At 66.5% G+C, this 24,893-nt stretch carries 19 protein-coding genes; 9 read left to right on the top strand and 10 right to left on the bottom strand.

Annotated features, from left to right (window positions below; genetic code table 11):
* Positions 1-8 precede the first annotated feature (8 nt).
* A complete protein-coding gene (locus K1X74_10000; protein MBX7166665.1) occupies positions 9-1,883 on the bottom strand; it encodes an ABC transporter permease in 1,875 nt (624 codons plus the stop codon).
* A 119-nt stretch (positions 1,884-2,002) separates the two neighbouring features.
* On the opposite strand from K1X74_10000, the gene K1X74_10005 reads away from it, so the two are divergent.
* Positions 2,003-2,716, top strand: coding sequence for an SDR family oxidoreductase (locus tag K1X74_10005; protein MBX7166666.1), 714 nt, complete (start codon positions 2,003-2,005; stop codon positions 2,714-2,716).
* Between the two features lie 299 nt (positions 2,717-3,015).
* Here the strand turns inward: K1X74_10005 and K1X74_10010 are convergent, their stop codons facing one another.
* On the bottom strand, positions 3,016-4,002 hold the full coding sequence (locus K1X74_10010) for a hypothetical protein (protein ID MBX7166667.1): 987 nt from the start codon (positions 4,000-4,002) through the stop codon (positions 3,016-3,018).
* 257 nt (positions 4,003-4,259) lie between these two features.
* Between K1X74_10010 and K1X74_10015 the strand changes: the two genes are divergently transcribed.
* A complete protein-coding gene (locus K1X74_10015) occupies positions 4,260-5,561 on the top strand; it encodes a SpoIIE family protein phosphatase (GenBank protein ID MBX7166668.1) in 1,302 nt (433 codons plus the stop codon).
* A 22-nt stretch (positions 5,562-5,583) separates the two neighbouring features.
* Here the strand turns inward: K1X74_10015 and K1X74_10020 are convergent, their stop codons facing one another.
* The 4 genes from K1X74_10020 to K1X74_10035 form a co-directional block, all read right to left on the bottom strand.
* Positions 5,584-6,633 (bottom strand): hypothetical protein, encoded by a 1,050-nt coding sequence (locus K1X74_10020; GenBank protein MBX7166669.1) that lies wholly within the window; start codon positions 6,631-6,633, stop codon positions 5,584-5,586.
* Between the two features lie 437 nt (positions 6,634-7,070).
* Positions 7,071-7,682 carry a superoxide dismutase gene (locus K1X74_10025; GenBank protein MBX7166670.1) on the bottom strand — a complete coding sequence of 204 codons (612 nt, stop codon included), beginning with the start codon at positions 7,680-7,682 and terminating at the stop codon, positions 7,071-7,073.
* A gap of 143 nt (positions 7,683-7,825) precedes the next feature.
* Positions 7,826-9,244, bottom strand: a complete 1,419-nt coding sequence (locus K1X74_10030; protein ID MBX7166671.1) for a hypothetical protein — start codon at positions 9,242-9,244, stop codon at positions 7,826-7,828.
* Between the two features lie 60 nt (positions 9,245-9,304).
* Positions 9,305-11,482, bottom strand: coding sequence for a diguanylate cyclase (locus K1X74_10035; protein ID MBX7166672.1), 2,178 nt, complete (start codon positions 11,480-11,482; stop codon positions 9,305-9,307).
* Positions 11,483-11,790: 308 nt separating this feature from the next.
* On the opposite strand from K1X74_10035, the gene K1X74_10040 reads away from it, so the two are divergent.
* On the top strand, positions 11,791-13,260 hold the full coding sequence (locus K1X74_10040; GenBank protein ID MBX7166673.1) for a DUF1501 domain-containing protein: 1,470 nt from the start codon (positions 11,791-11,793) through the stop codon (positions 13,258-13,260).
* Positions 13,261-13,291: 31 nt separating this feature from the next.
* On the opposite strand, the gene K1X74_10045 is transcribed toward K1X74_10040, so the two are convergent.
* Genes K1X74_10045 through K1X74_10055 form a run of 3 tightly spaced genes read right to left on the bottom strand, consistent with a single transcriptional unit; the run spans position 13,292 to position 17,312 of the window.
* Complete coding sequence (locus K1X74_10045; GenBank protein MBX7166674.1) at positions 13,292-14,917, bottom strand: alkaline phosphatase family protein; 1,626 nt, start codon at positions 14,915-14,917, stop codon at positions 13,292-13,294.
* Positions 14,914-15,696, bottom strand: a complete 783-nt coding sequence (locus K1X74_10050) for a class I SAM-dependent methyltransferase (GenBank protein MBX7166675.1) — start codon at positions 15,694-15,696, stop codon at positions 14,914-14,916. The genes K1X74_10045 and K1X74_10050 overlap by 4 nt, the downstream gene beginning before the upstream one ends.
* Positions 15,697-15,728: 32 nt before the next feature.
* Positions 15,729-17,312: a glycosyltransferase family 39 protein gene (locus K1X74_10055; protein ID MBX7166676.1), complete on the bottom strand. Its 1,584-nt coding sequence runs from the start codon at positions 17,310-17,312 to the stop codon at positions 15,729-15,731.
* A gap of 418 nt (positions 17,313-17,730) precedes the next feature.
* Between K1X74_10055 and K1X74_10060 the strand changes: the two genes are divergently transcribed.
* A complete protein-coding gene (locus K1X74_10060) occupies positions 17,731-18,867 on the top strand; it encodes a hypothetical protein (GenBank protein ID MBX7166677.1) in 1,137 nt (378 codons plus the stop codon).
* Here the strand turns inward: K1X74_10060 and K1X74_10065 are convergent.
* Positions 18,864-19,646, bottom strand: a complete 783-nt coding sequence (locus K1X74_10065; protein MBX7166678.1) for an alpha/beta fold hydrolase — start codon at positions 19,644-19,646, stop codon at positions 18,864-18,866. The two genes, K1X74_10060 and K1X74_10065, sit on opposite strands and share 4 nt — an antisense overlap.
* A 116-nt stretch (positions 19,647-19,762) precedes the next feature.
* Here K1X74_10065 and K1X74_10070 point away from each other — a divergent pair, with 116 nt between their 5' ends.
* The 5 genes from K1X74_10070 (at position 19,763) to recA (ending at position 24,842) form a co-directional block, all read left to right on the top strand.
* The gene (locus K1X74_10070; GenBank protein MBX7166679.1) at positions 19,763-20,107 is read left to right on the top strand and encodes a DMT family protein; all 345 of its coding nucleotides are present in this window, start codon (positions 19,763-19,765) and stop codon (positions 20,105-20,107) included.
* Positions 20,108-20,225: 118 nt separating this feature from the next.
* Positions 20,226-21,788 carry a glutamate--tRNA ligase gene (gene gltX / locus K1X74_10075; GenBank protein ID MBX7166680.1) on the top strand — a complete coding sequence of 521 codons (1,563 nt, stop codon included), beginning with the start codon at positions 20,226-20,228 and terminating at the stop codon, positions 21,786-21,788.
* Positions 21,789-21,883: 95 nt separating this feature from the next.
* Positions 21,884-22,786, top strand: coding sequence for a sugar kinase (locus tag K1X74_10080; GenBank protein MBX7166681.1), 903 nt, complete (start codon positions 21,884-21,886; stop codon positions 22,784-22,786).
* Between the two features lie 46 nt (positions 22,787-22,832).
* Positions 22,833-23,417, top strand: a complete 585-nt coding sequence (gene thpR / locus K1X74_10085; GenBank protein ID MBX7166682.1) for an RNA 2',3'-cyclic phosphodiesterase — start codon at positions 22,833-22,835, stop codon at positions 23,415-23,417.
* A gap of 261 nt (positions 23,418-23,678) precedes the next feature.
* Entirely contained in the window at positions 23,679-24,842 is a 1,164-nt protein-coding gene (gene recA, locus K1X74_10090; GenBank protein ID MBX7166683.1) for a recombinase RecA, read from the top strand.
* Positions 24,843-24,893: the final 51 nt, after the last annotated feature.

A 24,893-nucleotide genomic window follows, 5' to 3' on the forward strand; every position in this document is an offset into this window, starting at 1 on the left:
CGAGGCATCTATTCGTCAGCCGTCGTGCGGCCCGTGGCGACGTCGAACTCGTATAGCGCCGGCACGAGCATGGCGGCCGTGGCAAAGCCGTAGGTGAGCCCCGTCACCAGGAACACGCCCAGCGTGTATTCCAACAGGAAGCTCGTGATCGCGTAAAACGTCGCGAACGGGCACAAGGCCGAAGCCAAGGCGATCGCCGGCGAAGGATTGCGCGCCCCCAGGGCCAGGTACAGCCCCACTCCGCCACCGACCATGAAGGCCAGAAACGGCTGGAGCTGAACCTCGAAGGACCCGCTGAAGGCCACCATCAGCCGCATGCACACGGCAATGCCGACGAACAGGAAGAAGACCGTTCCGAGGCTGGTGAAGATCGCCGTCCGCGAACTCTCGTAGATCATGCCGACGTGCAGCCCGAGTACGGCCACGAACAGGTCCATCACCAGCAGACCGCCACAGACGTAAATCAAGTTCTCCCCGCTCAGCTCGCCGACCCACCACAAGTAGCCGCACAGCAGCAACGGCGCCAGCACGACTTCCTTGACGTTGTAGAAGATTCCGCCGAGCTTGCCGAAGATGAATTCGGCGGGGCTCAAGTCGCTGACCAACAGCAGGTCGATGGCTCGGCCGTCGCGTTCGCCGGTCAATGCAGTCACGGCCTGGGCATTGATCAGCACCAGGCTGAGCACAAACAACGGCACCAACGCCAGGCTGGCTTGCGCGCGGGTCAAGCCGCCCGGGCTGCCGACCATGCTCACCAGCGCCGCCGCCGCGAGCACGGCCAGCGACAGATACGCGAGCTGCACGACGATGATCTTGCGGCCATATGCCCAAGTGCGGACCTCGCGCCAGAGAATCGGATTGTCCCAAACCTGGCGATGGAGGCGCAGAGGCGGCGCCGGCAGCGTCGCGGCCGGCGCGCGCTCGCGGCGTTTGCGGACAATATCGCCGATCGAGAGGGCCACCCCGGTGGCCGACGCCTCGGTCGCGGCGGCGGGCTCGGCTTCAATTCGCCCGGTGATCGTTTCCCACAACGAACCGCCGGTCCAAGTCTCATCCGTGGCGGGCCGCGCCTCGCGCGATGGATTCCACACGCGCACACGCAAGATCGCCACCGCCGAGAGGCAGACGGTCACCGCCAGCGAGAAGGCGACGAACAGCGTCAAAGGCCCCGGAAAGGGGCCGATCGGCGGACCGAGATGCCCATCGGGGCGGACCGCCGCAAGCACGGCCTGCCAAGGGCTGAAGGCGGCCGCCCAAGTGGCGCTTGCCACGCCATAAAACGACTCGCCCAGCACGCCGGCTCGAACGACTTCCCAACCGACGAGCCAGGCGGCCAAGGCCAAGGTGACCAAGGCGAGCGTCTGAAAGGTCTTCTCGCGCCACAGCGCTACGGTTGAGCCCAAGCTGCCGGCGGCCAGGGCGCTGGCGAGCGTCACGGCGAAGGACCAGCCGAGCTGTGCCCACGACACGCCTCCCAGCGCCAACAGCAGGGCATACACGGGCAAGGCCGCGGCCAGCAGCGCTAAGACCGAAAGCAGGCTGGCCAACCACTTGCCGAGCACCAGCTCGGAGTTGTTCAACTGGGTGAGCAGCAACAACACCAGCGTGCGGCGGTCCTTCTCTTGGGCCACGGCGCCGGCCGCCGCCAGGGCCGAAAAGAATACGGCCAGGGCCAACTGCAAAGGCGCCAGCAGTTGAAAGAGTATCGCGCCGAACCGCGCCAGGTCGTCCACGCCACGCACCACGCTCGTGCCGGTGACCACGAGCCAGGCAGTGCAGGCGAGCACCAACAGCATCCCGGCGTAGGTGATCCGCGCGATGAAGAACCTGCGCCGCCGTGGGAGCGTGACCGCCTCGCGGCTAAAGACCGGGCCAACGAGCAACGCGGTTACCTCGAACGATGCAGGACTTGCAGGACCGATTTGAATGGCGACACTGAGCACCTCTAGTGTGGGCCGCTGTGCCCCGCCGTCAACACCGCGCGTGCCCCCAGGGAAGCTCCATGACTGCCCAACCGTCGAACGCAAAACGATTGATCGTCCTCACCGGGGCCACGCGCGGCCTGGGCCGTGCGCTCGTCGAGGCGTTTGTCGCCGACGGACATACGGTGATCGGTTGCGGGCGCTCGACCGCCGACGTGGCCGCTCTGCGAAGCCGTTTTCCGGAACCTTGCCGGTTCGACGCGGTCGACGTGGTTGACGACGTGGCCGTTGCCGCATGGGCTGGCGCGGTCCTCGACTCGCACGGCCCGCCCGAGTTGTTGATCAACAACGCCGCCGTCATCAACCGCGTGGCGCCGCTGTGGGAGATCAGCGCCGCGGAGTTCGATCAATTGATGGCCGTCAACGTGCGCGGCACCGCCAACGTCTTGCGCCACCTGCTGCCGGCCATGATTCGCCGCGGTGCGGGCGTGATCGTCAATCTCAGCTCCGGCTGGGGACGATCGACGTCGCCCAACGTGGCCCCTTATTGCGCCAGCAAATACGCCATCGAAGGGCTGACGCTGGCCCTGGCTCAAGAATTGCCTCAGGGCATGGCCGCGGTGCCGGTGAACCCAGGCATCATCAACACCGACATGCTGCGGAGTTGTTTCGGCAAGGACGCCGTGAACTACCCCACGCCCGAGCAGTGGGCCCGAAAGGCTGCGCCGTTCCTGCTCGGATTGGCGGCGCAGGACAACGGCCGTTCATTGTCGGTGCCCGGCGCACCCGAATAACGGTGCGCTCCGCGCTTGCTCGGTGGCGTTCGCGCGCCAAGAACGAAAAAGGTCATGGTCACGCGATCCGTCGCTTGACCATGACCTCTATCCTGATTTCGAGATCGCCGCGGCGACCTCGCCCTCCCGATCCATCGGTACCCGTGGTATCGGTCGAGCGCATCGCGCGTCTGGAACGATTCCCAGTGCCGCGCGGGTCGCTCTGGCGAAAGCCCTTGTCATGTCGCCGCTTCGTGGCGGAGAAATTTTTTCCGCGCCGCGACTGACAGCAATGCTAGCTGCTAGCTACTGGCGGTCGCTTACCGCACCGGCACCGGCACGGGCGCGGCCGGCAGCGCCGGAGCCCGCATCGCATCGTCGGCCGGCGGCAGCGGCGGTTGCAGCGTGCCGTCGATCACGGTGCCGTCTTGATAGGGCGTGCCCTCGGAAACCGTCGCCGCGCAGCTCGCCTCGCACGTCGATTCGACGACGGCGGCGTCGGTCCACGTCGGATTGCCGTAGTAGGCCGAATAAGGCTGGCCGTAGTAGGGCGTCGCTTGCGGAGCATAGTTCGGCTGCGGCGCGTAGTACGCATAGGTCGGCGCGGGCTGGCGGCTCGGGCAGATGCACTCGCACAGCCGTTGCCAGAAGCTCGGCCGCGGCGGGGCGTAGACCGGCACCGCGTAGGCCGCCTGGTACTGAACCGGCGCCGCGGCCATCGGGGCCTGGCAGCTCGCTTCACACGAAAACTCCATGCCACTCGAGCACGACGGTTCGGCAAAGGCCTGGCAGCTCGGCTCGACGGGCATCGTCGGCGCCAGGGGCGCAGGCGCTGCGTAGGGCGCCGGGGCCGCATAGGGTACGACCGGCTGCGGCTGGGCATACGGGGTCGGCAGCGCTGCCAGCGGCACGGGTGTGACCGGGGCCGCCGCCTGCGGCGCATAAGCCAGGGGCGCGCCATAGCTGGCTGCCTTGGGCGGGCACAGGCATTCCCAGAAGCGGCGGCAGCAGTCCTTCACGCCGTCGCAGCAATCGCGGATCCCGTCACACAGACCATTGCCGGTCGGGGCCGGACCGTAGTAGGGCTGCGTGTACGGATTAAGCGGGGCCACGGCTTGCGGCAGTGGAGCCACGGCCTGGCCCGGAGGCAGCGGCTGCGGGGCCACTGCGACCGGCTGCAGAGCGGTGTACGAGCCCGGCGGCTGATAGTTGGGATCCAGCAGACGATCCAGCCACTCGAAGGCCGCCGCGGGGGAGACCAGGGCCAACGCCACGAGCCAACCGGCCAGGACGCTTCGCAGAGACATCGTCGAAAATCCTTCGTTCGTCGGAACGGTCTGGGGAGGTTTGACGAACAACCTGCGAGCCGAATGCGGCGCATGTCTCGTCTGGGAAACATGCCTTCGGCGCGACCGTAGAGCAAACGCAACCGTTGAGTTTTCGCAGCATTTCCCCGGGCCCGTAACCGCGCAACTCATCCTCGCCGGAACAACCCGTACCGCCGGCGCCATGCGACCATTGGCCCGATTTGCCGCATTCCAGGGGCGTTTCTAAACTGGGGCACATGGACGCCACTCCCGCCGAACTCGCTAACGGCGCCAGCCCCGACGAGCACCTCCGCCGCCAACGAGCACTGAACACCTTGCTCGACGTGACCCGCGAGCTGGCGGCGCAGCTTGATCTGCACGACATTCTCGAAACGGTCACCCGGGGAGCGGCGCAGGCCCTGAATTGCGATCGGGCCAGCTTGTTCCAGTACGACGCCAAGACGCAGGAGCTCTATACCCTTGTCGTGACCGAGCTGGAAATCGCCGAGATCCGCCACGGTCTCGACCAGGGCATCACCGGCGACGTGGCCCAGCATCGCCGCGTGGCGAACGTCGCGCAGCCCGGCACCGATCAACGCTGGAACCGCGCCGTCGACCGGGCCACGGGCTATGTGACTCGCAACATCCTCGCCGCGCCGGTCGTTTCGCTCCAGGACGGCAAGCTGCTCGGCGTGCTGCAGTTGCTCAACAAGCACGAGGGCGAGTTCGACGCCTTCGATGAGCAACTGCTCTCGGCCTTCGGCCAGCATGCGGCCGTGGCCATCGACCGGGCCCGGACGATCGAGGAGCTGCGCCGGCGCAATGCCGTCGATGCCTCGCTAAACGTGGCCCGGGAAATCCAGCGCGGCTTCATGCCCACGCAGCTACCACAGATCGATGGCTACGAAGTCGCCTCGTGGTGGTACCCGAACCAGGCGGTCGGAGGCGACTATTGCGATGTCGTGCCGCTCGGCGACGGTTGTGTGGGCCTGGTCATCGCCGACGTCAGCGGACACGGGCTGGGGCCCGCGTTGATCATGGCCTCGGTCCGAGCCGCGCTGCGGACGCTGATCCTCGAGCATAGCGCCACGGGCGAGTTGCTGACCTTGCTCTCGCGGGCCCTTGAACCCGACCTACAGGACGGACGGTTCATCACGATGGTAATCGCCGGGCTCGATCCGCGCAACCACACGGTCGACTACGCGAACGCGGGCCATGCGCCCGCGTTGCATTACATCGCTGCCGAGGACCGGTTTGTCGAACTCGAAGCCACAGGACTGCCTTTGGGCGTGGTCGATCGATTGGAGTACGACCAAGGGCAACGCCAAGAGATGGCGGTCGACGACCTGCTGGTGCTGTGCACTGACGGCATCGTCGAGTCGATGAACGAGGCCGATGAGCAGTTTGGCATGCAGCGGCTCGAAAGCCTGATTCGCAGCCTGGCTCGCGAACCGCTCGAAAAGCTCGTCAGCGAGATTGGCCGCGAAGTCGAGTCGCACTACGTCGGCGAAAGCCCGCCAGATGATCTGACCGTGCTGGCGATTCGACGCAACCGATAAAAACTCGACACCAGGCGCACGTCTACGGCGTCGGCGGGAGCGGGACGATCGTGTTCATCGGAGCCGCCGACTGGTACGAAGCCGGAGCGACGTTGCCGCTGGCCGCCGGGGCATAACCTCCCGGCATCGGGCTGGTGCTCGTCGCCGGCGGCAACAGCGAACGGACGTCGCCTGTGCCACCGGGCCGGTAGGTGCCGCCCGGGTAGTAGTTCGGATCGCTCGTCGGCACGGCGGGCGTCTGATAGGCCGGCGGAGCCTGATAGGCCGACGTCGGGGCATAGCCCGCACTGGTTCCCGGCTGATAGTCGGTCTGGCCGGGGACGTACGGCGCGGCCTCGGTCGGAGCACTGGTCACCGGAGGCTGAGCAGCCCAGGCATTCGGATCGGTGGGCGCGGCTTGCGGCGCACCTGCCGGATAAACCGTGTTCGGAACGGCACCGGGCACGGGGGCATAGGCACCCGGCTGCATGCTCGCCTGCGGCACACCGCCGGCGGGCGGCAGCGCGCCCGACATGTCGTATTGCGAGCCGGTGTTATAGGGGCTCGGCACGCCGCCCATCCCCTGGGGCGCTGCCGGCTGCTGATATCCGGCGGCGGGTGCCGCATAGCCCGGCTGCGGCGTGGCAGCGTTCCAAGGTTCGGCGCTGCCCGAGTTGTAGTAACCGTTTTGCGGTTGCATCGCGACCTGGTCGTAACCGGCCGGCGCGGCCGCGGCCTGCGTCGGATCGGGATAGGCCGGAGCCGGAGTGTATGCCGGCATACCCGTGTAAGCGGGGGCACCACCGGCGGGCGGAGTGGCGGCATACGCTGCAGCGGCCGGATCGACCGGCGCCTGCAGCGGGGTCACCGGGTAACCGGTGCCGCCGGCGACGGCCGTCGTCGGCGCGGCCCCGGTCGTGGGCAGGGCCGGGGCGGTCGAGGTCGAATCGGCGTCGGCCACGGCAGCATCGGGCTGGGAACGTTTCCAGAACTTCCAGCCATTGTTCGCAAACCGCTTCGAGCCGCCGGCGCAGCCCGTGCACAGCAACATCAGGCCGGCCACGACCAGCAAACGCGGCAGGGAAGTTCTCATCACGTCGACTCCTTGACGTTCCTCGTTCCGGCGCGGGCGACCGCCGACCCTGTTGTGTCGCGGTCAGCCAGATGAGCGCGGGAAACCTTCGAAAAGCTGTTGACCTGTTTCGTTGTGGCAGAGTCTCGCTGCGGTAGCGAGCAGACCGCCCCTGTCGATTGTTTCGGTCGAACCGGAGCGAACGGTCCAGCGAAAGGTGCTGAATCCACCGCGCAAACCGCCGAAAGCTGCCGCGAGACAAGTTGGTGCGGGAAAGTACCGAGGCGGCGGCCCCCCGGTCAACGGCATTTCCGCATGCGCGCAGCGGCAGCATGGCAGCGCCAGGCTGGCGCTGCGGCCGCGCAGAAGAAAGCCCCCGGCGGTGCTCCGCCGAGGGCTGGTACAGCAATCTGTGGCGAACGCGTGCGAGCCGTTCGCCGGCGCGGGCCTTGCGCCCGTTATTTCTTGGCCGCGTCGTAGCGCCGCGAGACCTCGGCCCAGTTGATCACATGGAAGAATGCCGCCACGTAATCGGCGCGGCGGTTTTGATAGTTCAGATAGTAGGCGTGTTCCCAGACGTCGATGCCCAGGATCGGTGTGTTGCCGTGCATTAGCGGGCTGTCTTGATTGGCAGTGCTTTCGATGACGAGCTTCTTACCCTTATCGACGCTCAGCCAGGCCCAACCGCTGCCGAAGCGCCCCATCGCGGCTTTCGACAGGGCATCTTTGAACGCGGCATAGCCGCCCAAGTCGCTCGCGATGGCCGGCGCGACGCTGCCGCTTGGTTCGCCGCCGGCGCCGGGGCCAAGGATCGTCCAGAACAACGAGTGGTTCGCATGGCCGCCACCGTTGTTGCGCACGACCGTGCGGATGTTCTCGGGCACCGAATCGATCTTGGCGACCAGTTCCTCGATCGATTGACCGCCGAGGCTTGTCCCCTCGATCGCGTTGTTCAGATTGGTGACGTACGCCTGGTGATGCTTGGTGTGATGGATTTCCATCGTCTTGGCATCGATATGCGGTTCCAGGGCGTTGTATGCGTAGGGCAGCGCTGGCAGAGAATAGGCCATGGTGAATCGATCCTTTGGAAGGCAGAAAGCGGGCGGAACCGCCGGAATTTGCACAGATTTCCCAACTGCGCCGCAGCATACCCGAGTCGCTGCGCAGAGGCAATTGCCCAGCGGCGGGCGAGAGTGCCGCCGTGCGGTGCCCGTCAGCCCAGGCCGGCGATCTGCCGGATGAGCATCACTAGATCGCTGCGCTGGCTGGCGAGGATCGAGAGGCCGGATACCGCGTTGTCGGCCAACGCTTGATGTTTGGCGATCAACAAGGTCTCGGCTTCTTCATCGGCCTTGTCGAGCGCGTCGATCGTATCGCCGAGATCCTCATCCCAAGCAGTCAGCAGGCTGCTCGACGCGCCGAGTGTCGCGTTGACAAAACCCTCGACGCGTCCGCCGGCGGCCTGGACCTGGCCGATCGCTTCGTCGACCACGCGAATGGCTGCCGAGGTATTCGTGGCGAGCCCTGACAGGCTACCGCCGCTCAGGAGTTGATCGAGCCTGCCGCTCAGGCCGCCCAGTGCGTGCGGCATCAGGTTCGGCAACCCGATCACTGCCGAGCGTCGTGCCGTCGTGCCCAATTGGAACACCCGGCTGCCGCCGGGCGCCACGTGCAGCGTGTCGATCGCGCCGGTCACACCGCCGGTCGTTTCGAGCGCGAAGCTGAACCCGTTGTCCGAGACGACAAACCGGTTTCCCCGGCCGGTGACGGTCCGGCCATTGATCGTGGCTTCGCCGTCGACACCATAGGCGGCCCCTTGTGCATCGCCGCCGGTGAATGCGAAGGTCCCCGAATTGACGGCAATCTGCGCCTGGGCCTGCGTGCCGTAATCGACGCTGGAAAACCGCAACGCGTTGCCGTTCACGCTGGCCGTCACGCCGGTGTGATGGCTCTCGAGGTTGATCCGGTCGCGCAGCACGGTCAGTGCTTCGGCATTGTTGACGCTGATCACGGCCGAGCCGCGAGCGCCGGTCAGCGTCAGGTTGGCCGCGGCGGTCGTCAGACCCGCCGCGCCGGTGTAGGTCAGCGTGGCTTGCGTCGCGGCAGTGGTCACCTCGGCGGCGATGTCTTTAGTTCCGCCCACGGGCAGAGAATACACCGTCAGCCGGCTGACTTGATTGGCGTTGCGTCCGGTGACGGCGAAATCCGACGAGCCATCGAACAAGGCGTGCCCGGCGGCCGACTCAGCGGCCAATTGCCCGATCTCGTCAAGGGCCTCGTCGATCGATGCTTGCTTGGCTTGCCGCTGTTCGGCGTTGAGCGATTGGTTTTCGTCGGCCACGAGCGCCGCGCGAATCGCACTTAATTGCTCACCGATTTCGCCGAGAACGAGCTGCGCCTTGGCCCCCACGGCCGAGGCAGCCGTAACGTTGGCCAGCGCCTGTCCGACTGCGGAACGTTGCGATTCGAGCCCGGCAATCTCGACGTATCCCGCCGGATCGTCCTGGGGATCGTTGATCTTGCGTCCGGTCACCAGCCGGAGATTGTGCAAGGCCAGGCCGGCATTGGCCTCGGCCAGCCGATTGACCAGCCGCAGTTCAAACCCGCTAAGCGTCGCGCCGATGCGTGCCATGGTGAGCCCGGTGAACGCGCGGCGCCTGCGACGCCCGCACAGGTACGAATTCGAGGTGCGTCAGGTGTCGCTAATGCCGCCGATCGGTGCGCCGTCGGCGGTGGCCATCATGTAAGCGCGGAAACTCGCCAGCAGCGTCCGAGCCCGGCTCAGGGCTTCGTCGCGACGTCGTTCGCGGCTGCGGTAGAGCGAAATCCGCAACTCGATGCGCGTCGCCCGCTGGTGCATGGGGTTGTCACCTTGTTCGTCGAGAAAGATCTCCAAGACCAGCGGCACCTTGCGATCCGCATCGCGACGCACGAACGGCAAGCTCGTGGTACCGATCTTGAGCCGCACGCGGTTCTCGTCAGTGGCCAGGACTTCGGCTCCGTGATCGGCCGTGAAGCCGCGGAGCTTTTCCCAGGCAATCGCCTGAGGGACGTAGGTGACCATTTCCTGGGCGATCAAGGCCGGCCCGCCGAGCTCGTTTTCGGCCGCGGCGGCGCCATCATTCAGCGGTCCGGTGCCGAACTGGATCACGCAGTTGCGGCCGCGCTCTTTGCCCACCAGCAGGGCCCGATCGGCGCGGTTGAGCATGGTTTCGGCCGTGTCGCCGTCTTGGATGGCCGTGACGCCGTAGGTCGCCGTGACGCGGCGGCCGTTCAGCCCGTCGATCGGCAGCTCGCTCAACGCGCGGCGGATCTGTTCGGCGCGCTCCGAAGCGACCGTGTTGTCGCAGTCGGCGCACAGCAGGACAAACTCTTCGCCGCCGTACCGGGCCACGAGATCGCCCGGGCGGCACGAGCCCTTGAGCAAGCGGGCATAGGAGCGGATCACCTCGTCGCCCACCGGATGGCCGAAGGTGTCGTTGATCGATTTGAAGTGGTCGATATCGGTGATGATCAGGCTGCAGGGCAAGTGATGTTGCTGGTGCGCCTGGACGAACAATTCGTGCACGCGATCAAACTCGGCGCGGTTGGCCACCTGGGTCAGCGGATCGCGCGTGGCCTGTTCGTGCAGCGACTGGCAGCGCGCGGCCAGATTGGCCTCGCCCGAGATGTCGTGGACCACGACGACGACGCCGTGATTGACGCCGTCGGCGCTGAGCACCGGCAGCACGTGCAGATGCACAGGCACGGGGTGGCCGTGCCGGCCGCGCAACCGCAGGCGCCGAGTGCCGAGTTCGCCTTGCACCAGTGCGTGGAGGATCGGGCAATCGGTCACGTTCAACGCGTGGCCATGTTCATCGGACAGCTCCACCAGGTGCGGCAGCCACTGGCGCTGATGGACCGCCGTCGCGGCGAGACCGGTCAATTGCTCGGCGCCGCGGTTCCAGAGCACGATCCGCTGGCCTCGGTCGATGAAAATCACGCCGTCGTTGATGCCACCCAACAAGGTCTGCTCGAACAATTCGATCAAGGCGACCGGGCGGGCCTCGGTCAATTCTTGATTCAAGCGCCAGCGCGAATGGACCAAGTCGTAGTCGAGTGCTTTGAGCCAGGTCCGCGCGGCGGAGATGCACAACGTGACCGGCTCGCCGGCGACCAGCTCGCGGAAACGCGCGACGAGTTCGGGATCGAACTGTCGCCCGGCAAAGCGATACAGCTCTTGGAGCGCACCGTCTCGGCTCAGGGCTTCGCGGTACAGCTGGTGCGAAGTCATGCTGTCGAACGCGTCGACAATCGCCAGGATCCTCGATCCCAGCGGCAATTCCAGACCGCATACGTCGCCGCGCTTGATCGAGCCGTCGTACCAGGTGCCGTAATTGGCCACAATCTCGAGCACCGCGGGGCTCGAACAACTGCACTTGAGGATTTGATGGCCGATGGCCAGGTGCTGCGCCATCACAGCCTCTTCGTCTGGCGTCAGCGCGCCCGGCTTGAGCAGCACGGCGTCCGGAACGCCGATCTTGCCGACGTCGTGCAGCAGGGCGGCCACTTCCAGGGCATCGCGCTGGGCCGAGTTCAGCCCCAAGTGCGAGGCCCACGAGGAGCACATCAGACCCACGCGGAAACTATGCGCGGCCGTCTCCAGATGTTTCGATCGCAACGCGGCAAACAAGCTGCTGGCGATGCCCAAGCGCACTTGGACCAGCAGGTTTTCTTCGACTGAAGCCAGCTCGCGCTGCTCGGGCAGAATCTGTTCCGAGGCCGCAATCAACAGTTGCAACATCTCGGTCAGAACTTCGGCGCGCTGGCCGGCCTCGATGCCCGAGCGCGTGCTCGCGACCGGTGTCGGCGTTGATAGGTGCGTTTCCATAGCGCGATGGACTCCTCGCTGCATCTCACGACCAGGCGGCGCAGTTCTTTCGAGCGCGGCCTCGGCGCATACCCCTTCGCACGAGGTTGAGGCTGGGCAACGCTAGGTCGCCACTCAGGGGTGGTCAAACACCCAGGCGTTCACCGCACTTTCTTTTGGGCATGAAGCTGGCGCCGGCGCGGCCAGGTGCTCAAAAGACCCGCGCAGGTGCGCCCGGCGACAACGGTCGTGTGGATTGCAGCGATCGCGGCGATGGATTAGGCTGCCTTGGCAGTCGACCGACGCTCCTCTCCTCGAGGCATTGATACGTGCGCGTCTGTCCCCAGCCGCAACTCGCCCATCCGCACGTCGACCGCCGCACGGCGATTCGCGCCGGCGCCATCGGCCTGCTCGGCCTGGGCATGAATCACGTTTGGGCGCTGCGCTCCGCAGAGCTGCGCGCTGCGGATTTGAGCGACCGCGGCCCGGCCCCTCGGGCCAAGAACGTCATCTACATCTTTCTTTCCGGTGGGTTGGCCCAGCACGAGAGCTTCGATCTCAAGCCCGAGGCTCCAGACACCGTGCGCGGCGAATTTCGCCCGATCGCCACGCGCACGCCCGGCATCGAGATCTGCGAGCACCTGCCGTTGCTGGCCGAGCGTAGTCGGCACTGGGCCTTGGTCCGCTCGCTCACGCATCCTTACAACGATCACTCGCAGGGGCATCACGTGATGCTCACCGGCCGGACGCCGCTGCCCCCGGGTTTCGACGGCACGCGCCCGCGGCCGGGCGACTGGCCTTCGATCGCTGCCACGGCCGGCGCAGCAACCCGTCCGCGAAACAACCTGCCGCCGGCGGTCGTGTTGCCCGAGGTGCTGATCCATCGCACGGGCCGCGTGATCCCCGGGCAGTTCGCCGGCGAAATGGGCGCACAACGCGACCCCTGGTTCGTGAATGCCTCGCCGTTCAACGGAGTCAGTTACGGCGCTTATCCCGAATATGGTTTTCACCACGAGCGCGGGAGCGAGAATCCGTCGTCGCTGGTGTTTCAGGCACCGAATTTGGCGCTGCCCGAGGGACTCGTTCGCCAGCGGATCGATGGCCGAGTCTCGCTCTTGGAATCGATCGAACGGCAGCGGGCCGATCTGGAACTGACCGCCGAGACAGCCGAGTTCGACCGATTCCGGCAACAAGCGGTGTCGCTGCTGGCCGATCCCCAGACGCGCGACGCGTTCGACGTCGTACAGGCCGATGCGGCCGTGCTCGATCGCTACGGCCGCAACACGTTCGGCTGGTCGCTGCTGATGGCACGGCGATTGGTCGAGGCAGGCGTCAACCTGGTGCAGGTCAATCTAGGTAACAACGAAAGTTGGGACACGCATCAATCGGCTTGGCCCAATCTGAAAAACTTCCTGCTCCCGCCGACCGACCGCGCCGTATCAGCGCTACTCGATGATCTCGATGCGAGCGGTCTGCTCGACGAAACGCTGATCGTGATGGCCGGCGAATTCGGTCGCACGCCCAAGATCTCGACGATTCCTGGCGCGGGCGAACCCGGCCGCGATCACTGGGGGGCCGTGCAATCGGTCTTTCTGGCCGGCGGCGGCGTGCGCGGAGGCACGGTCATCGGCGCTTCGGACCGCAATGGCGGCCATCCGGCCGCCGATCCCCAATCTCCCGAGAATCTCGCGGCCACCATCTATCACGCGCTCGGCATTCCACCGACCGCCAATTGGCACGACGCCGTGGGCCGGCCGCATCACGTGTACTTCGGCGAACCCATCGCCGGGTTGATGTGAAGCGTCATCGTCGCGACGGCGATCGCGGTCTTCAGTCGAGGTAGCCCAGGTTGCGCAGCCGCGCCAAGATGGCGGCCTCTTCATCGACTGCGTTGTCCGGAAGCGACAAGGGCTGGCTCGACGGTGGCAGCGTCCCCTGGCGCGCGTCGAACAGCAGGCTGGGACACATGCCGGTCAAGACCTGGCCCTGCATCTCCTCGCCACCCGGCAATCCGAGCAGGCGCAGAATGGTCGGGGCCACGTCACGCATCTCCGCCTCGTGCATCTCGCCGCCGGCGGCGCCGGGCACATCGAGCATCAACACGCCCGCTGCACGGTGCGTGCCCGTCAGGCTCGGGTCGGGCCGCATCAGCTTGTGGCCGCGATCGAAGCGATGCCGGGTGTGAAACCCGTCGGCCGGAATACCGATGATATCGGGCCAGCCGTGCTCAACCGGGTCGCAGTCAAAGCGTTGGGCCGACCGAAAAACCTCGGAAAAGAGCGGCTCGTCCGTATCGGGGTGCCGGGCCTCGCCGAGCGCGGCCAACACCTCGGCGGCGACTTGCTCTTCTTGAGCCGGAGTCACGAGCGGACCTTCGCCGAAGCGCCGGGCGCCGTGCAGGTAGACCAGCGCACCAAGATTGCAGTGGGCCGAAAACGCAACCGTGCGGCGCCAGTCACACGGCAGTAGACCGGCCAGCGACTTCTTGACGCTCGCCGCGCTGCCGTCGCGCGACAGGTGGCGGCGCGCCCATTTGCGCAACTTGAGCCAGCTGCGGTGGCCGCGAAACAAAAAGCCTTGCGACCAGGTCTGGTCGTACAACAACCCGCGCCGGCGCAGCAGCTCAGGCATCGAGATTTTTTCCCGGAACGGGCCGAATCCGTGGTCGCTCAAGACCATCGCACCCGCGCCGCGACGTTGCGCGAGCTCGAGCAGTTCGCCGACCGCCGCGTCGAGCGCGACGAAGGCGCGTCTGAGTACCTGGCTCCAGGCCGTAGGTGCCTGCCCGCCGACGCCCGCCAGCAAGTGCCACGCGCGGTGTTGCAGTGCGTCGAGCGCCTGGAACTGCACGAGCAGCAATCGCCAATCGGGGCGCTGCTCGTCGGCCACGCGCGCGGCGGCGCTGCGGTCGAGAAAATCGCGCTCGGTGGCGGCCACGCGGATCGCCAGCTCGTCGAGCGACTCCGGCGGCCGTTCCCAGATCGTGTCCAGGCTGAGCTCGATGCCTCGACGGCGCAGGGCGTGCCGGAAGTCGGGGTACGGTGCGAGCGCCGCCTCGGCCGATGGCCAGTCGATGCCGCCAACAATCAATCCGCGCGGATCGTCCAGGGCGGCCGTCATCGGCACGTTGAGCGAGATAACCTCAGCACCGCAGGACAGCGCCCGCGCCAAGAAGCTCGGCCGGCGCAAATCGCGCGCTTGCTGCAGACACAGGGCACTATGGCTGCAGTCGAGCCGGCGATAGTCGAACACGCCGTGCAGCTCCGGCCCACACCCGGTGAGAAATGTGGACCAAGCCGTGGGTGTAATGGCCGGTCGCGTGGAGTTGAGATTGGCCAGTGCCGCCGTGCGCAGCAGCGTCCGCAGGTTCGGCATCACTCCGGCCTCGGCCAGCGGCAACAGCACGTCGTACGTCGCGCCGTCGAGTCCCAGAATCAGGAGCCGCTCCAGCCTCATCGCCGGGCCCTCGCTCCGACGCCATGCGGAGCGGCCATGCGCGGCTGTCCCGCATCGACCAGCGCGCCGGTGAACCCGCCTTGCTCGCCGGTTGCCGGTTGCGGCAAATTGATCACAAACCGCGCGCGGTAATACTCGCCCGCGCGGTTGCGCTCTTCACGGCTGCGCAGGGGGGAGACAAGCACCTGCTTGAGCCGTTGTCGCCAGGGTCGGCTTGCTTCCTGGCGATCGAGCCAACCTTGGAACGCTTCGATCAGTTGCCCCGCTTGTTCGGCGAACCGCGTCGCGACCGGCGCCCGACAACCGATGCCGAAAACCGTGTGCGGGAACTTGTCGCGGCCCTGCCACACCACGACCGAAGCCGCCAGCGGCGCGAGCAGCCGCTCGATGCATGCCGGAGTGAACCGCCAGTAGTCGGCCGGGTGATTGTGCACGCGAAACTCCATGGGCACCGCGACCAGCAAGATGCCGCCAGGAGCCAGCACGCGAATCAATTCTTCGACCGCGCGGCGCGCCTCGAAGACGTGTTCCAGCGTGTCGACACAGATGGCCGTCGGCACGCTGCCGTCGGCCAATTGCAGATGGCCCAAGTCTTCGATCCGGTCGACGCCCGGCCCGGGTCGCATGTCGCAGCCCACGTAGTCCCGGCCGGGAAAGAATCCGCGGAGATCGCCCGAGGCGTCGCCCGGCACCTGGAAAGCGCCGAATTCGTAGATCGGCGCCGCGAGCGGCATGACTTGGGCTGCCAGTTCGACGAAAGCACGTACGTTCTCGCGCATGTTCAAGGCTCGCTTGTGTGGAGGGTTATCGCTCAGGGCCGGACGACGCCGTCCAGCGCCGCCAGGCGTTCGGGATACAGGGCATAGATTTCGACGGTCTTCGTGGGGGCCGCGTGGGGCAACGGGAAGCTGGCGACCTGCCGGCCCATCGTCGCTACGAGCCACGCCAAGGTCCGGCTACGAGCGCTATCGAGCACCAGCTCACGCCGCTCGACAACCAGGTAACGCAAGCGCGGGTCGGACAGTGCCGTGGCCGCGCGGTCGAACCGGTAGGTGGGTCGGCCCGAGTACAACAAAGTCCAGCCGCGGGTATCGAGCACGCTGCCCGAGGTGGGCAGTGCTCGCAGCCACTCGCCCGCAGCGCGATGCGCACCGCGACTGGCGTGCGGATGCGCGACCAACAGGGGAGCCGCCATCGACGCGGCCACGGCCGCCACGACGGAAACCTTCAGCCTCGCGCTACGCTGCGCGGTTAAGTCGACGAGCGCCACCGCGCCGAGCCCCGCGAACAGCGCCGTGGGCACGGCCAACAGCACCAGGTGCCTGGCCGACAGATATCCGGCGCGCGTGGCCACGTAGGCAGCGGCTGCCAGCGTGACGCCCGTCAAGGCAGCGCAAAACGGCCACACAAGCGCAGTGCGAATGTTGCGACGGCCGATCGCGATTCCCGCGACCCCCAGCAACAATGCCGGAATGCCGGTCGCCGCAGGCAATTCCTGAGCCAGTTCGGCCAGCGCCATGCGCGCCCCAAAGGCCCGGCGGCTATCGCTGCGCTCTTTGTCGTCGAGCGCCAGGGGCTCGCCGCTGGGAAGCCGCAGCGCCATCGCCTGGTGATCGGCTTCCTGCTGGTGCACCCGATCGACCTGGCGTGCTCGCGGAGGCTGTTGATGGACCGACAACTGCAAGATCAGTCGCACAGCCGAACCCTCGGAACCGAGCGCCCAGGCCGTCGCTGCGTGAGCCACGACGCATGCCAGCCCAACCGCCAGCGCCACGCGCGCCAGGCGCTGCCCCCGCGCCGGCCAGTTCGCCGCCGGCAAGAGCGCTGCGGCCGCGACCGCGATTGGTGGAATCAGCCAGGCCTCGGTGCGCAATTGCGTGGCTACGCCGGCGACCAGGCCGGCGAAGCCCAATGCACGCCCGCCGCCGGCCCCCAAGCCCGATATGATCGCCGACAGCGCCGTCAGCGCCAGGCAAAGATGCACGGCGTCGGCCTGACCGTCGGCACCCAACAGAGGAATCGTTCCCGAGGCCGTCATCACGGCGCAACCGGCCAGCGCGACCCGCGGCGAGGTCAGTTGTACGAGCAGCGCGTATAGCGGCACGCTTGCCAGCACGACCGCCATCCCGGCCAGTGCTTGAGCGGTCCGTGCCCAGTCGTTCGGGTCGGCGGCCAGGGCCCGCACGCGCGCGACGTGCGCCGTGGCCAGCAGCGCCGCGGCCGCGGCCTCGTCTTCGCCGCCGAGCGCGGCGCGGCCTTCCTGATTCAAGCGCTGGGCAAGCTCGACGACGCGCACGACGTCCTGCGCCGGAGTTGCTGCCTGGCTCAAGAGCCAGGCTTGAACGCCGAGCGACAGCAGTACCAGCGCGCCGAGATGAATCCAATGCAGCCGCATCGCCGTCCTTGGCCTTTAGGTTGCAGGCACGCCGCGCCTGCAGCATGCGGTGCAGGGTGGGGCGAGGACGGCAGACTACCCCTCGGGCAAAGCTAGCGTCAATCGGGTTTTGGCGGTGGTGGCAAACCTTGCCGAGTGGGCGGTCTTTTCGCGTTTGCCAAGGCATTTCTGGGCCGCTGCAGCACGGCCGCCACGGCCCAACGGCTGCGTGTGCACGGTGCCACGGCGGGGCAAGATGCTAGCAATCAGGCCGTAGTAGATTCTTGCCGGGCCGGCGGCCGAAACTGGTGTTGTGGGATGGGCGGACGCGACGCGCCTGTCTCTGCGAGCGTGCTGCGCGTCAAGGATGCCGCGCCGACGCACGAGCCCGCCTTGGGCCAAACCCCCTCCGACGCTATCCTGGGCGACCCTCGCAGCGATGCCGCTTCGTCCCGAAGATCAGCGCGACGACCGCCGGCGCCGCCAGCAGTCGCCCGCGTCCGTGGCTCCCGGTTCGAACGGCGAAGGCAACAGCGCCGCTGCGACCACCGCCGCCGTTCGACCGCGAACGGGCACGAAGCCTCCCCGCGCGAAAGCCACGAGCATGGTCACTTCGCCACGCGTCATCGACCTGGTGCCCAAGAGCTTTGTCGCCTGGGGACTGATCGCCCTGGGCGGCGCCGCGCTCATCAGCGGGCTCGAAGGTCTGTACCTGGCGTCGTCCGCGCTCGCCGGTCGCACCACCGACGGCACCGTCGCCGCATTCGACCTCGACCACGAAGGCAGCCTGGCCACCTGGTTCTCGTCGTTCCTGCTGCTGGTCGCGTCGGTGTTGGCGCTCGTGGTCTACACCGTCCGCAAGCAACGGCCCGACGACTATCACGGCCGCTACCGCGTCTGGATGTGGGCCTGTTTGTGCTGGCTGGTGATGAGCATCGACGAAAGCTCGAGCCTGCACGAGGCCTTCAAAGAGCTGATGTTCATCGCCACGAGCCAGCGCCTCGTCGGCGACGGTTCGATCTGGTGGATGATTCCCTATACCCTGGTGCTGGGCGGCGTCGGCGTCCGGCTGGTGCTCGATCTGCGTGCCTGCCGCCTGGCCATCGCCACGTTCGTCGCCGCCGGCATGTGCTTCGCCGCTGCCGTGCTCGCGCAGCTCGACCTGATCGTGATCGGCGCACAGTTGCAGGCGATTGCCCTGGAAGAGGGCTTGGAAATGTCCGGCGACTTGCTGCTGGTGCTGACGATGGGTCTCGCCGCGCGGCACGTGATTCTCGATGCCCAGGGCTTGCTCGCGCCAGCCAAGAAGGCTGCGGCCAAGTCCACGGAACCCGAGCAGCGCAAGCTCAAGGACGGCCGCAAAGCATCGATTCACGGCGCACACAGTACGCCGCCCGAGCCCAAGCAAGGCAGCGGCACCCCCGCGCGTCCTGGGGCACAGTTGAACCGCTCCAACGCGGCGGTCAGCTCTTCGCGCTACAACGAAGAATTCGACGAGGAAGACGACGGCGACGATCACCGGATGTCGCGTGCCGAGCGCAAAGCCTTGCGGCGGATGCGTCGCGACGGGCGTTAATTCGCCGCCGCCATCCGGTGGCTGTCCAAAAACTCGCGGATCGCCTTCCGCAGCTCGGGACGCATCACACAGGTCGTGTGCGTAGCGCCGGGCACCTCGATGACCGGCACATCGCCGCGCACCTCGTGCAGGCGCCGGACGCCGTCGATCAGGCGGTCCTGGTCGCCCACCACGCAGATGAACGGTACGCGAATGCCCTCGAGCTGCTCGCGCGTGATCGTCAGGCCGAGAAATCCGCGCATGCAGGCCGCCAACGGAGTCGCGGCGTCAGCCTCGCCGCGCAGCGCCTCGAGCCAGCCGGTCTCCGTGGGCGGCTCGCGCCAACCCATGCCGCCGACGACGGCGCTGCGCACACGTTCGGGATGCTCGGCCAGCGCCTTGAGCGTGATCATGCCGCCCATCGAATAGCCGACGAAGTGCGCCTGATCGATGTGCAGGTGATCGAGCAGCCGGATGGCGTCCTGCTCCATCTCGGCGCCGTAGGCCTTCGGCGCGAGCGGTTTGTCGCTGCCGCCGTGCCCGCGATTGTCCAACGTGATCACGCGGTACTCGTCGGCCAGGGCCGCAATCACGCCGGGCAACCGCCAGTTGAGCGCGCCCGAGGCCGAATAGCCGTGGATCAACAGCACGGGTTCGCCATCGGCTGGGCCGTCGATCGTGTAGCGAATCTTCACGCCGGCCGAGTCAAAATTCGCCTGCTCGACCGCCGCCGCCTGACCCATCATCGATAGACTCGCGAGCGCGGCGAGAATTGGCATCCAGTCGGTTCGACGTGGCACGGTAGACTCCTGGCTCGATATTTCCGCCCCCGGGGCCGGGTCATTATGGCGGACGCCAGCCGCTGGACCAATCCGCCCCGGGGACGACGCCCGTTTCTCCCGAGAGGTGGTCGAAGATGTCGATCTATGCCCAAACGGTGCTGCTGTTGCTCTGTTCGAACGTCTTCATGACGTTTGCCTGGTACGCGCATCTGAAGAACCTGGCCACGGCGCCCTGGTATCTTGCCGCGCTGGCCAGTTGGGGCGTCGCGCTCATCGAATACCTGTTCCAGGTGCCGGCCAATCGCATCGGCTATACGGCGCTGTCGCTCGGGCAGCTCAAGATCCTCCAAGAGGTCATCACCCTGAGCGTGTTTGTGCCGTTTTCGGTCGTGTACATGCGCGAAGGGCTCAAGCTCGACTACCTGTGGGCCGGGTTGTGCCTGCTCGGCGCGGTGTTTTTCATGTTCCGTGGGCAGTAATTGGGCCGCACGCGGCGGCGTCCTAGTCGCATTCCGGCAGCCTTGGTAAAACGCCGTACTTTGCCCGGCCGGCGCCCGCGACGGCCACCGCCCAACGACCCCAGCGACGTAGCGAGCCATGACCGTCCGTACGCGATTTGCCCCCAGTCCGACCGGCTATCTGCACATCGGCGGCGTGCGCACGGCGCTGTTTTGCTGGCTGTTCTCGCGGCGGCATGGCGGCAAATTCATCCTCCGCATCGACGATACCGACCAGGTCCGCAACGTCGACGCGGCCCTGGCGCCCATCCTCCACGGCTTCCGCTGGCTGGGCATCGACTGGGACGAAGGGCCGGAAGTCGGCGGGCCGCACGCGCCCTACTTCCAGTCGCAGCGTCTGCCGCGCTATCAGGCCGAAGCGGCCCGGCTGCTGGCCTCGGGCCATGCCTATCGCGACTATGCGACTCCCGAAGAGTTGCAGGCCGAGCGCGAGCAGGCCCAGGCCGAAAAGCGGCCCTTCCTGTACAGCCGCCGTTGGATGGCCGCTACGCCGCAAGACGCCGAGCGCTTCGAGGCCGAGGGCCGCGCGGGCGTCGTGCGGCTCAAAATGCCCCGTGAGGGTACCCTCGTGCTCGACGACCTGGTGCGGGGCCGAGTCGAGTTCGATTGGGCCCGCGAGCAGGATCATGTGATCCAGCGCTCCGACGGGACGTGCCTGTACCACCTGGCAAGCGTCGTCGACGACTTCGACTATGAGATCACGCACGTGGTCCGTTCCGAGGAGCATCTTTCGAACACACCGCGGCAGGTGTACATCGCCCAGTCGTTGGGCTACCCACTGCCGCAATATGCCCATCTGCCGTACGTCGCCGAGCCGGGCAGCAAGAACAAGCTCAGCAAGCGCAAGCTCGAGAAGTATCTCAAGAATCCCGATTTCGCGACCATCAACGACCACGGCCGCAAGATTGCCGAGGCCCTGGGCCTGACCGTTTCGGCGGAGACGTTCAATCCGGTGATCGTCGATTTCTATGAACAGGTCGGCTATCTGCCGCACGCCGTCTTGAACTACCTCCTGCTGTTGGGCTGGTCGCTCGACGATCGCACCGAGTTTCTGTCGCGCGAAGAGATGATCGCCAATTTCTCGTTGGACCGCGTCACCAAGGCCCCCGCCAGTCTCGACACCAAGAAGCTTTGGTCGTTCCAGGATCACTGGATGCGCGAATTGCCGCTCGCCGCGAAGGTGGACATGATGCTGCCCTTCATGCAGCGGGCCGGGCTGATTGCCGATCCTGCGCCTGCGGAAGACGTCGCGCTGCTGTCGCGCGTCGTGGAGGCCTCCGGCGATCGGATCAAGGTGGCGGGTGACGTGCTGGCGTATGCCGGATTCTTTTTCTGCGACGAGCTGCACTATGAAGAACGCGATTTCGACAAGCGGATCCGCGCGGCGGGCGCCCCCGAACGGCTCGCCCAGTTCCGCGAGCAGCTCGCCGCCGTGGCGCCGTTCGAAGTCGCCGATCTCGAAACGGCGCTCAATGCGTTTGTTGCCGCCCAAGGCATCAAGCCGGGCGATATCGTGCACGCCGTGCGCGTCGCCGTGACCGGCAAGGGCGTCGGCCCGGGCCTGTTCGATTGCCTGGCGATCTTGGGACGCGAAAAGTGCCTGGCTCGCATCGATCGAGCCTTGGCCCGGGCAGCCGGTTGACGCCGCTCAGCCGCGGACCCTTGTATCGCGGCGCCCCGGCGTGATAATCGGCCCGCGCTGCGTAACGTCGAATTTCGCCCGAGGAACACCCCGTCATGCCGTTGCTAGTCGTCGGATCGGTGGCGCTGGATAGCGTCGAAACCCCGCAGGAAACCCGCGACAACGTCCTGGGAGGGTCGGCCGTCTATTTTTCGTACGCGGCCAGCTATTTCACCTCGGTCCGGCTGGTCGGCGTGGTCGGCGAAGACTGGCCGTCGGCGCACACCTCGCTGCTCCAGGCGCGCAAGATCGACACCTCGGGCCTGCAAGTCGTCCCCGGCGCGGCCACGTTCCGCTGGCGGGGCAAATACCTGCCCAACATGAACGATCGGGAGACGCTCGAAGTCCATCTGAACGTCTTCGAGCAATTCAACCCGGTGCTCAGCGACGAGCACCGCCGGGCCAAGTTCGTGTTCCTGGCCAATGGCTCGCCGGTCGTGCAGCTGCGCGTGCTCGAGCAGGTGCCCGGCGCCGAACTGACCGTGGCCGACACGATGGATCTCTGGATCCGCACGCAGCACGACGAGCTGTTGGAGCTGCTGCAGCGCGTCGACGGCCTCGTGATGAACGACTCCGAGGCGAAGCTGCTGACCGACGACGAAAACCTCGTCCGCGCCGGTCACAAGATTCGCGCGCTGGGGCCCCGGTTTGTCGTGATCAAAAAAGGCGAGCACGGGGCGATGTTCTTCGGCGAGCACGAGACCTATGTGATGCCTGCGTACCCGACCCCCAACGTGGTCGACCCGACCGGCGCCGGCGACAGTTTTGCCGGCGGCATGATGGGCTATCTCGCCGCGCGGGGCAATTTCGAGCCTCGCACCCTCAAGGAAGCCATGGCCTATGGCACGCTCGTGGCGAGCTTCAATGTCGAGGATTTCAGCCTCGAGCGCATGAAACAGATCGAACGCCAGGACCTCGAGCAGCGAATGGCCGAATATCGCCGGATGCTGAGCTTTTAGCGGAACGGACGTTGCGCCGGCCGGCGCAACCCCCGGAGCGTGGGCCATGCCCCAGGTCTTTCGTACGTTTGTGGCCTTGGATCTGAGTGCGGGCATACTCAAACAGGCCGGTTCACTCATCGATCGGCTGCGATCCACGGCCGCGCAAGTGCGCTGGGCCCATGCCGGCCAGATGCACCTCACGCTCAATTTCCTGGGCGACGTGGCCGTCGCCGGCGTAACCGACGTTTGTCAGATGGTGGCCGAGGCCGCTGCGCAGCATACGGCCTTTACCGTGCAGGTTGCCGGCGTGGGGGCCTTTCCCTCGGTCGACCGGCCGCGCGTCGTCTGGCTCGGGGTGACCGCAGGAGCCGAGCACGTCGCGGCGCTGCAGCGCACGCTCGAGGCGGCGCTCGAAGTTGCCGGGTTTCGTCCCGAGGAGCGACGCTTCACGCCGCACGTGACGATCGGCCGCGTGAAAGGCCTGCCTCGGGGCGACCGGACGCTGGCCGACCTGCTGCATCGTGAAGCCGCCTGCGATTGCGGTAAGATGCCCGTCGGCGAGGTGGTGGTGTATTCCAGCACCCTGAGTGCGCAGGGCCCGACTTACGAGGTCCTGAGCCGCGCGCGGCTGCAGCCAGCCGGGACCTGATTCGGTTGTCCGCCTGGCCGCAAACGCTAGCATTCGCCCGAATTTCCCCTTTTTTTCACCCGCAAAGGAGGGCCAACGCAGCCACCGACAAAAACACGGCAAAGAACTCTTGAACCGCAGGAGCGAGACCGATAACATGATCAGACGTTCACTATACGCCTGAACACGTATCCAAGCCTCCCCCAACGGTCCTTCGCCCGTTCTGCCGTGAAAGGAAACTCGATGTCCCTGGTTGCCACCGCCCCGAAATCGAACCATCGCATGGCCAAGAAGGATGCACCGGCGGCCCCCGCTGCCTCGAAGGTTGCCGCTAAGGCGGGCGACGGCAAGGCCGCGCCGGCCGAAGGCAAGGCTGCCGGCAAGAAAGACAAGGACCCGGCCCGCAAGCTCCTCGAGCAGAACGCGACGCTGAAAACCACGATCGCGCAGATCGAGAAAGAGTTCGGCGAAGGGGCCATCATGCCCCTGGGCAGCGACCACATCGGCCCAATCGAGGGCATCAGCACCGGCAGCTTGTCGCTCGACCTGGCGCTGGGAGGGCAGGGGATCCCCCGTGGCCGCGTCATCGAGATTTACGGCCCGGAATCGAGCGGTAAGACGACGCTGGCCCTGCACGTCGTGGCCCGGGCTCAGCAGGCCGGCGGCATCGCCGCGTTCATCGACGCCGAGCATGCCCTCGACCCAAGCTGGGCGAAAAAGCTCGGCGTAGAGCTGGAAACGCTGCTGGTCAGCCAGCCGAGCAGCGGCGAAGAGGCCATGCACATTACCGAGATGCTGGTCAAATCGAACGCGGTTGACGTGATCGTCGTCGACTCGGTCGCGGCCCTGGTGCCGAAGAAAGAACTCGAAGGCGAAATCGGCGACTCGCACGTCGGTTTGCAGGCCCGGTTGATGAGCCAGGCGCTGCGCAAGCTGACCGGGGCGATCAACCGCTCGCGGACCAGCGTGATCTTCATCAACCAGATTCGTGAGAAGATCGGCGTGATGTTCGGCAGCCCGGAAACCACCCCCGGCGGCCGGGCCCTGAAGTTTTATGCCTCTTGCCGGATCGACGTTCGCCGGATCGGCTCGCTCAAGGAGGGGGAAGAGGTCGTCGGTCAGCGGGTGCGGACCAAGGTGGTCAAAAACAAGGTGGCCCCGCCGTTCCGGATCGCCGAGTTTGATATGATGCATACCAACGGCATCAGCTATGAGGGGGATGTGCTCGATCTGGCCATTGCCCAAAAGCTGGTGGTGCGTTCGGGCGCCTGGTTCCGGTATGGCGATTTGCAACTGGGTCAGGGGCGCGAAAAGACGCGGCAATACCTGGTCGATAACGCCGCGTTCACCGAAGAATTGAAGAACAAGATCCTGGCGGCGGGCGCCCCCTTGGAAAAACTCGGGGCGGCCGGCGCGGAGGATACGAGCGGGTCGCCTGACGAATGACGCCGCCGCGGTAGACGCCGCGCAGCGCGAGCAGGCCTCCGAATCGACACG

It is taken from the genome of Pirellulales bacterium (assembly GCA_019694435.1).
Classification (GTDB): Bacteria; Planctomycetota; Planctomycetia; order Pirellulales; family JAEUIK01; genus JAIBBZ01.

Coding starts and splice junctions, on each gene's coding strand:
- K1X74_10005 (MBX7166666.1), top strand. CDS start 2,003: ATGACTGCCCAACCGTCGAACGCAAAACGATTGATCGTCCTCACCGGG.
- K1X74_10010 (MBX7166667.1), bottom strand. CDS start 4,002: ATGTCTCTGCGAAGCGTCCTGGCCGGTTGGCTCGTGGCGTTGGCCCTG.
- K1X74_10015 (MBX7166668.1), top strand. CDS start 4,260: ATGGACGCCACTCCCGCCGAACTCGCTAACGGCGCCAGCCCCGACGAG.
- K1X74_10020 (MBX7166669.1), bottom strand. CDS start 6,633: ATGAGAACTTCCCTGCCGCGTTTGCTGGTCGTGGCCGGCCTGATGTTG.
- K1X74_10025 (MBX7166670.1), bottom strand. CDS start 7,682: ATGGCCTATTCTCTGCCAGCGCTGCCCTACGCATACAACGCCCTGGAA.
- K1X74_10030 (MBX7166671.1), bottom strand. CDS start 9,244: ATGGCACGCATCGGCGCGACGCTTAGCGGGTTTGAACTGCGGCTGGTC.
- K1X74_10035 (MBX7166672.1), bottom strand. CDS start 11,482: ATGGAAACGCACCTATCAACGCCGACACCGGTCGCGAGCACGCGCTCG.
- K1X74_10045 (MBX7166674.1), bottom strand. CDS start 14,917: ATGAGGCTGGAGCGGCTCCTGATTCTGGGACTCGACGGCGCGACGTAC.
- K1X74_10050 (MBX7166675.1), bottom strand. CDS start 15,696: ATGCGCGAGAACGTACGTGCTTTCGTCGAACTGGCAGCCCAAGTCATG.
- K1X74_10055 (MBX7166676.1), bottom strand. CDS start 17,312: ATGCGGCTGCATTGGATTCATCTCGGCGCGCTGGTACTGCTGTCGCTC.
- K1X74_10060 (MBX7166677.1), top strand. CDS start 17,731: ATGCCGCTTCGTCCCGAAGATCAGCGCGACGACCGCCGGCGCCGCCAG.
- K1X74_10070 (MBX7166679.1), top strand. CDS start 19,763: ATGTCGATCTATGCCCAAACGGTGCTGCTGTTGCTCTGTTCGAACGTC.
- gltX (MBX7166680.1), top strand. CDS start 20,226: ATGACCGTCCGTACGCGATTTGCCCCCAGTCCGACCGGCTATCTGCAC.
- K1X74_10080 (MBX7166681.1), top strand. CDS start 21,884: ATGCCGTTGCTAGTCGTCGGATCGGTGGCGCTGGATAGCGTCGAAACC.
- thpR (MBX7166682.1), top strand. CDS start 22,833: ATGCCCCAGGTCTTTCGTACGTTTGTGGCCTTGGATCTGAGTGCGGGC.
- recA (MBX7166683.1), top strand. CDS start 23,679: ATGGCCAAGAAGGATGCACCGGCGGCCCCCGCTGCCTCGAAGGTTGCC.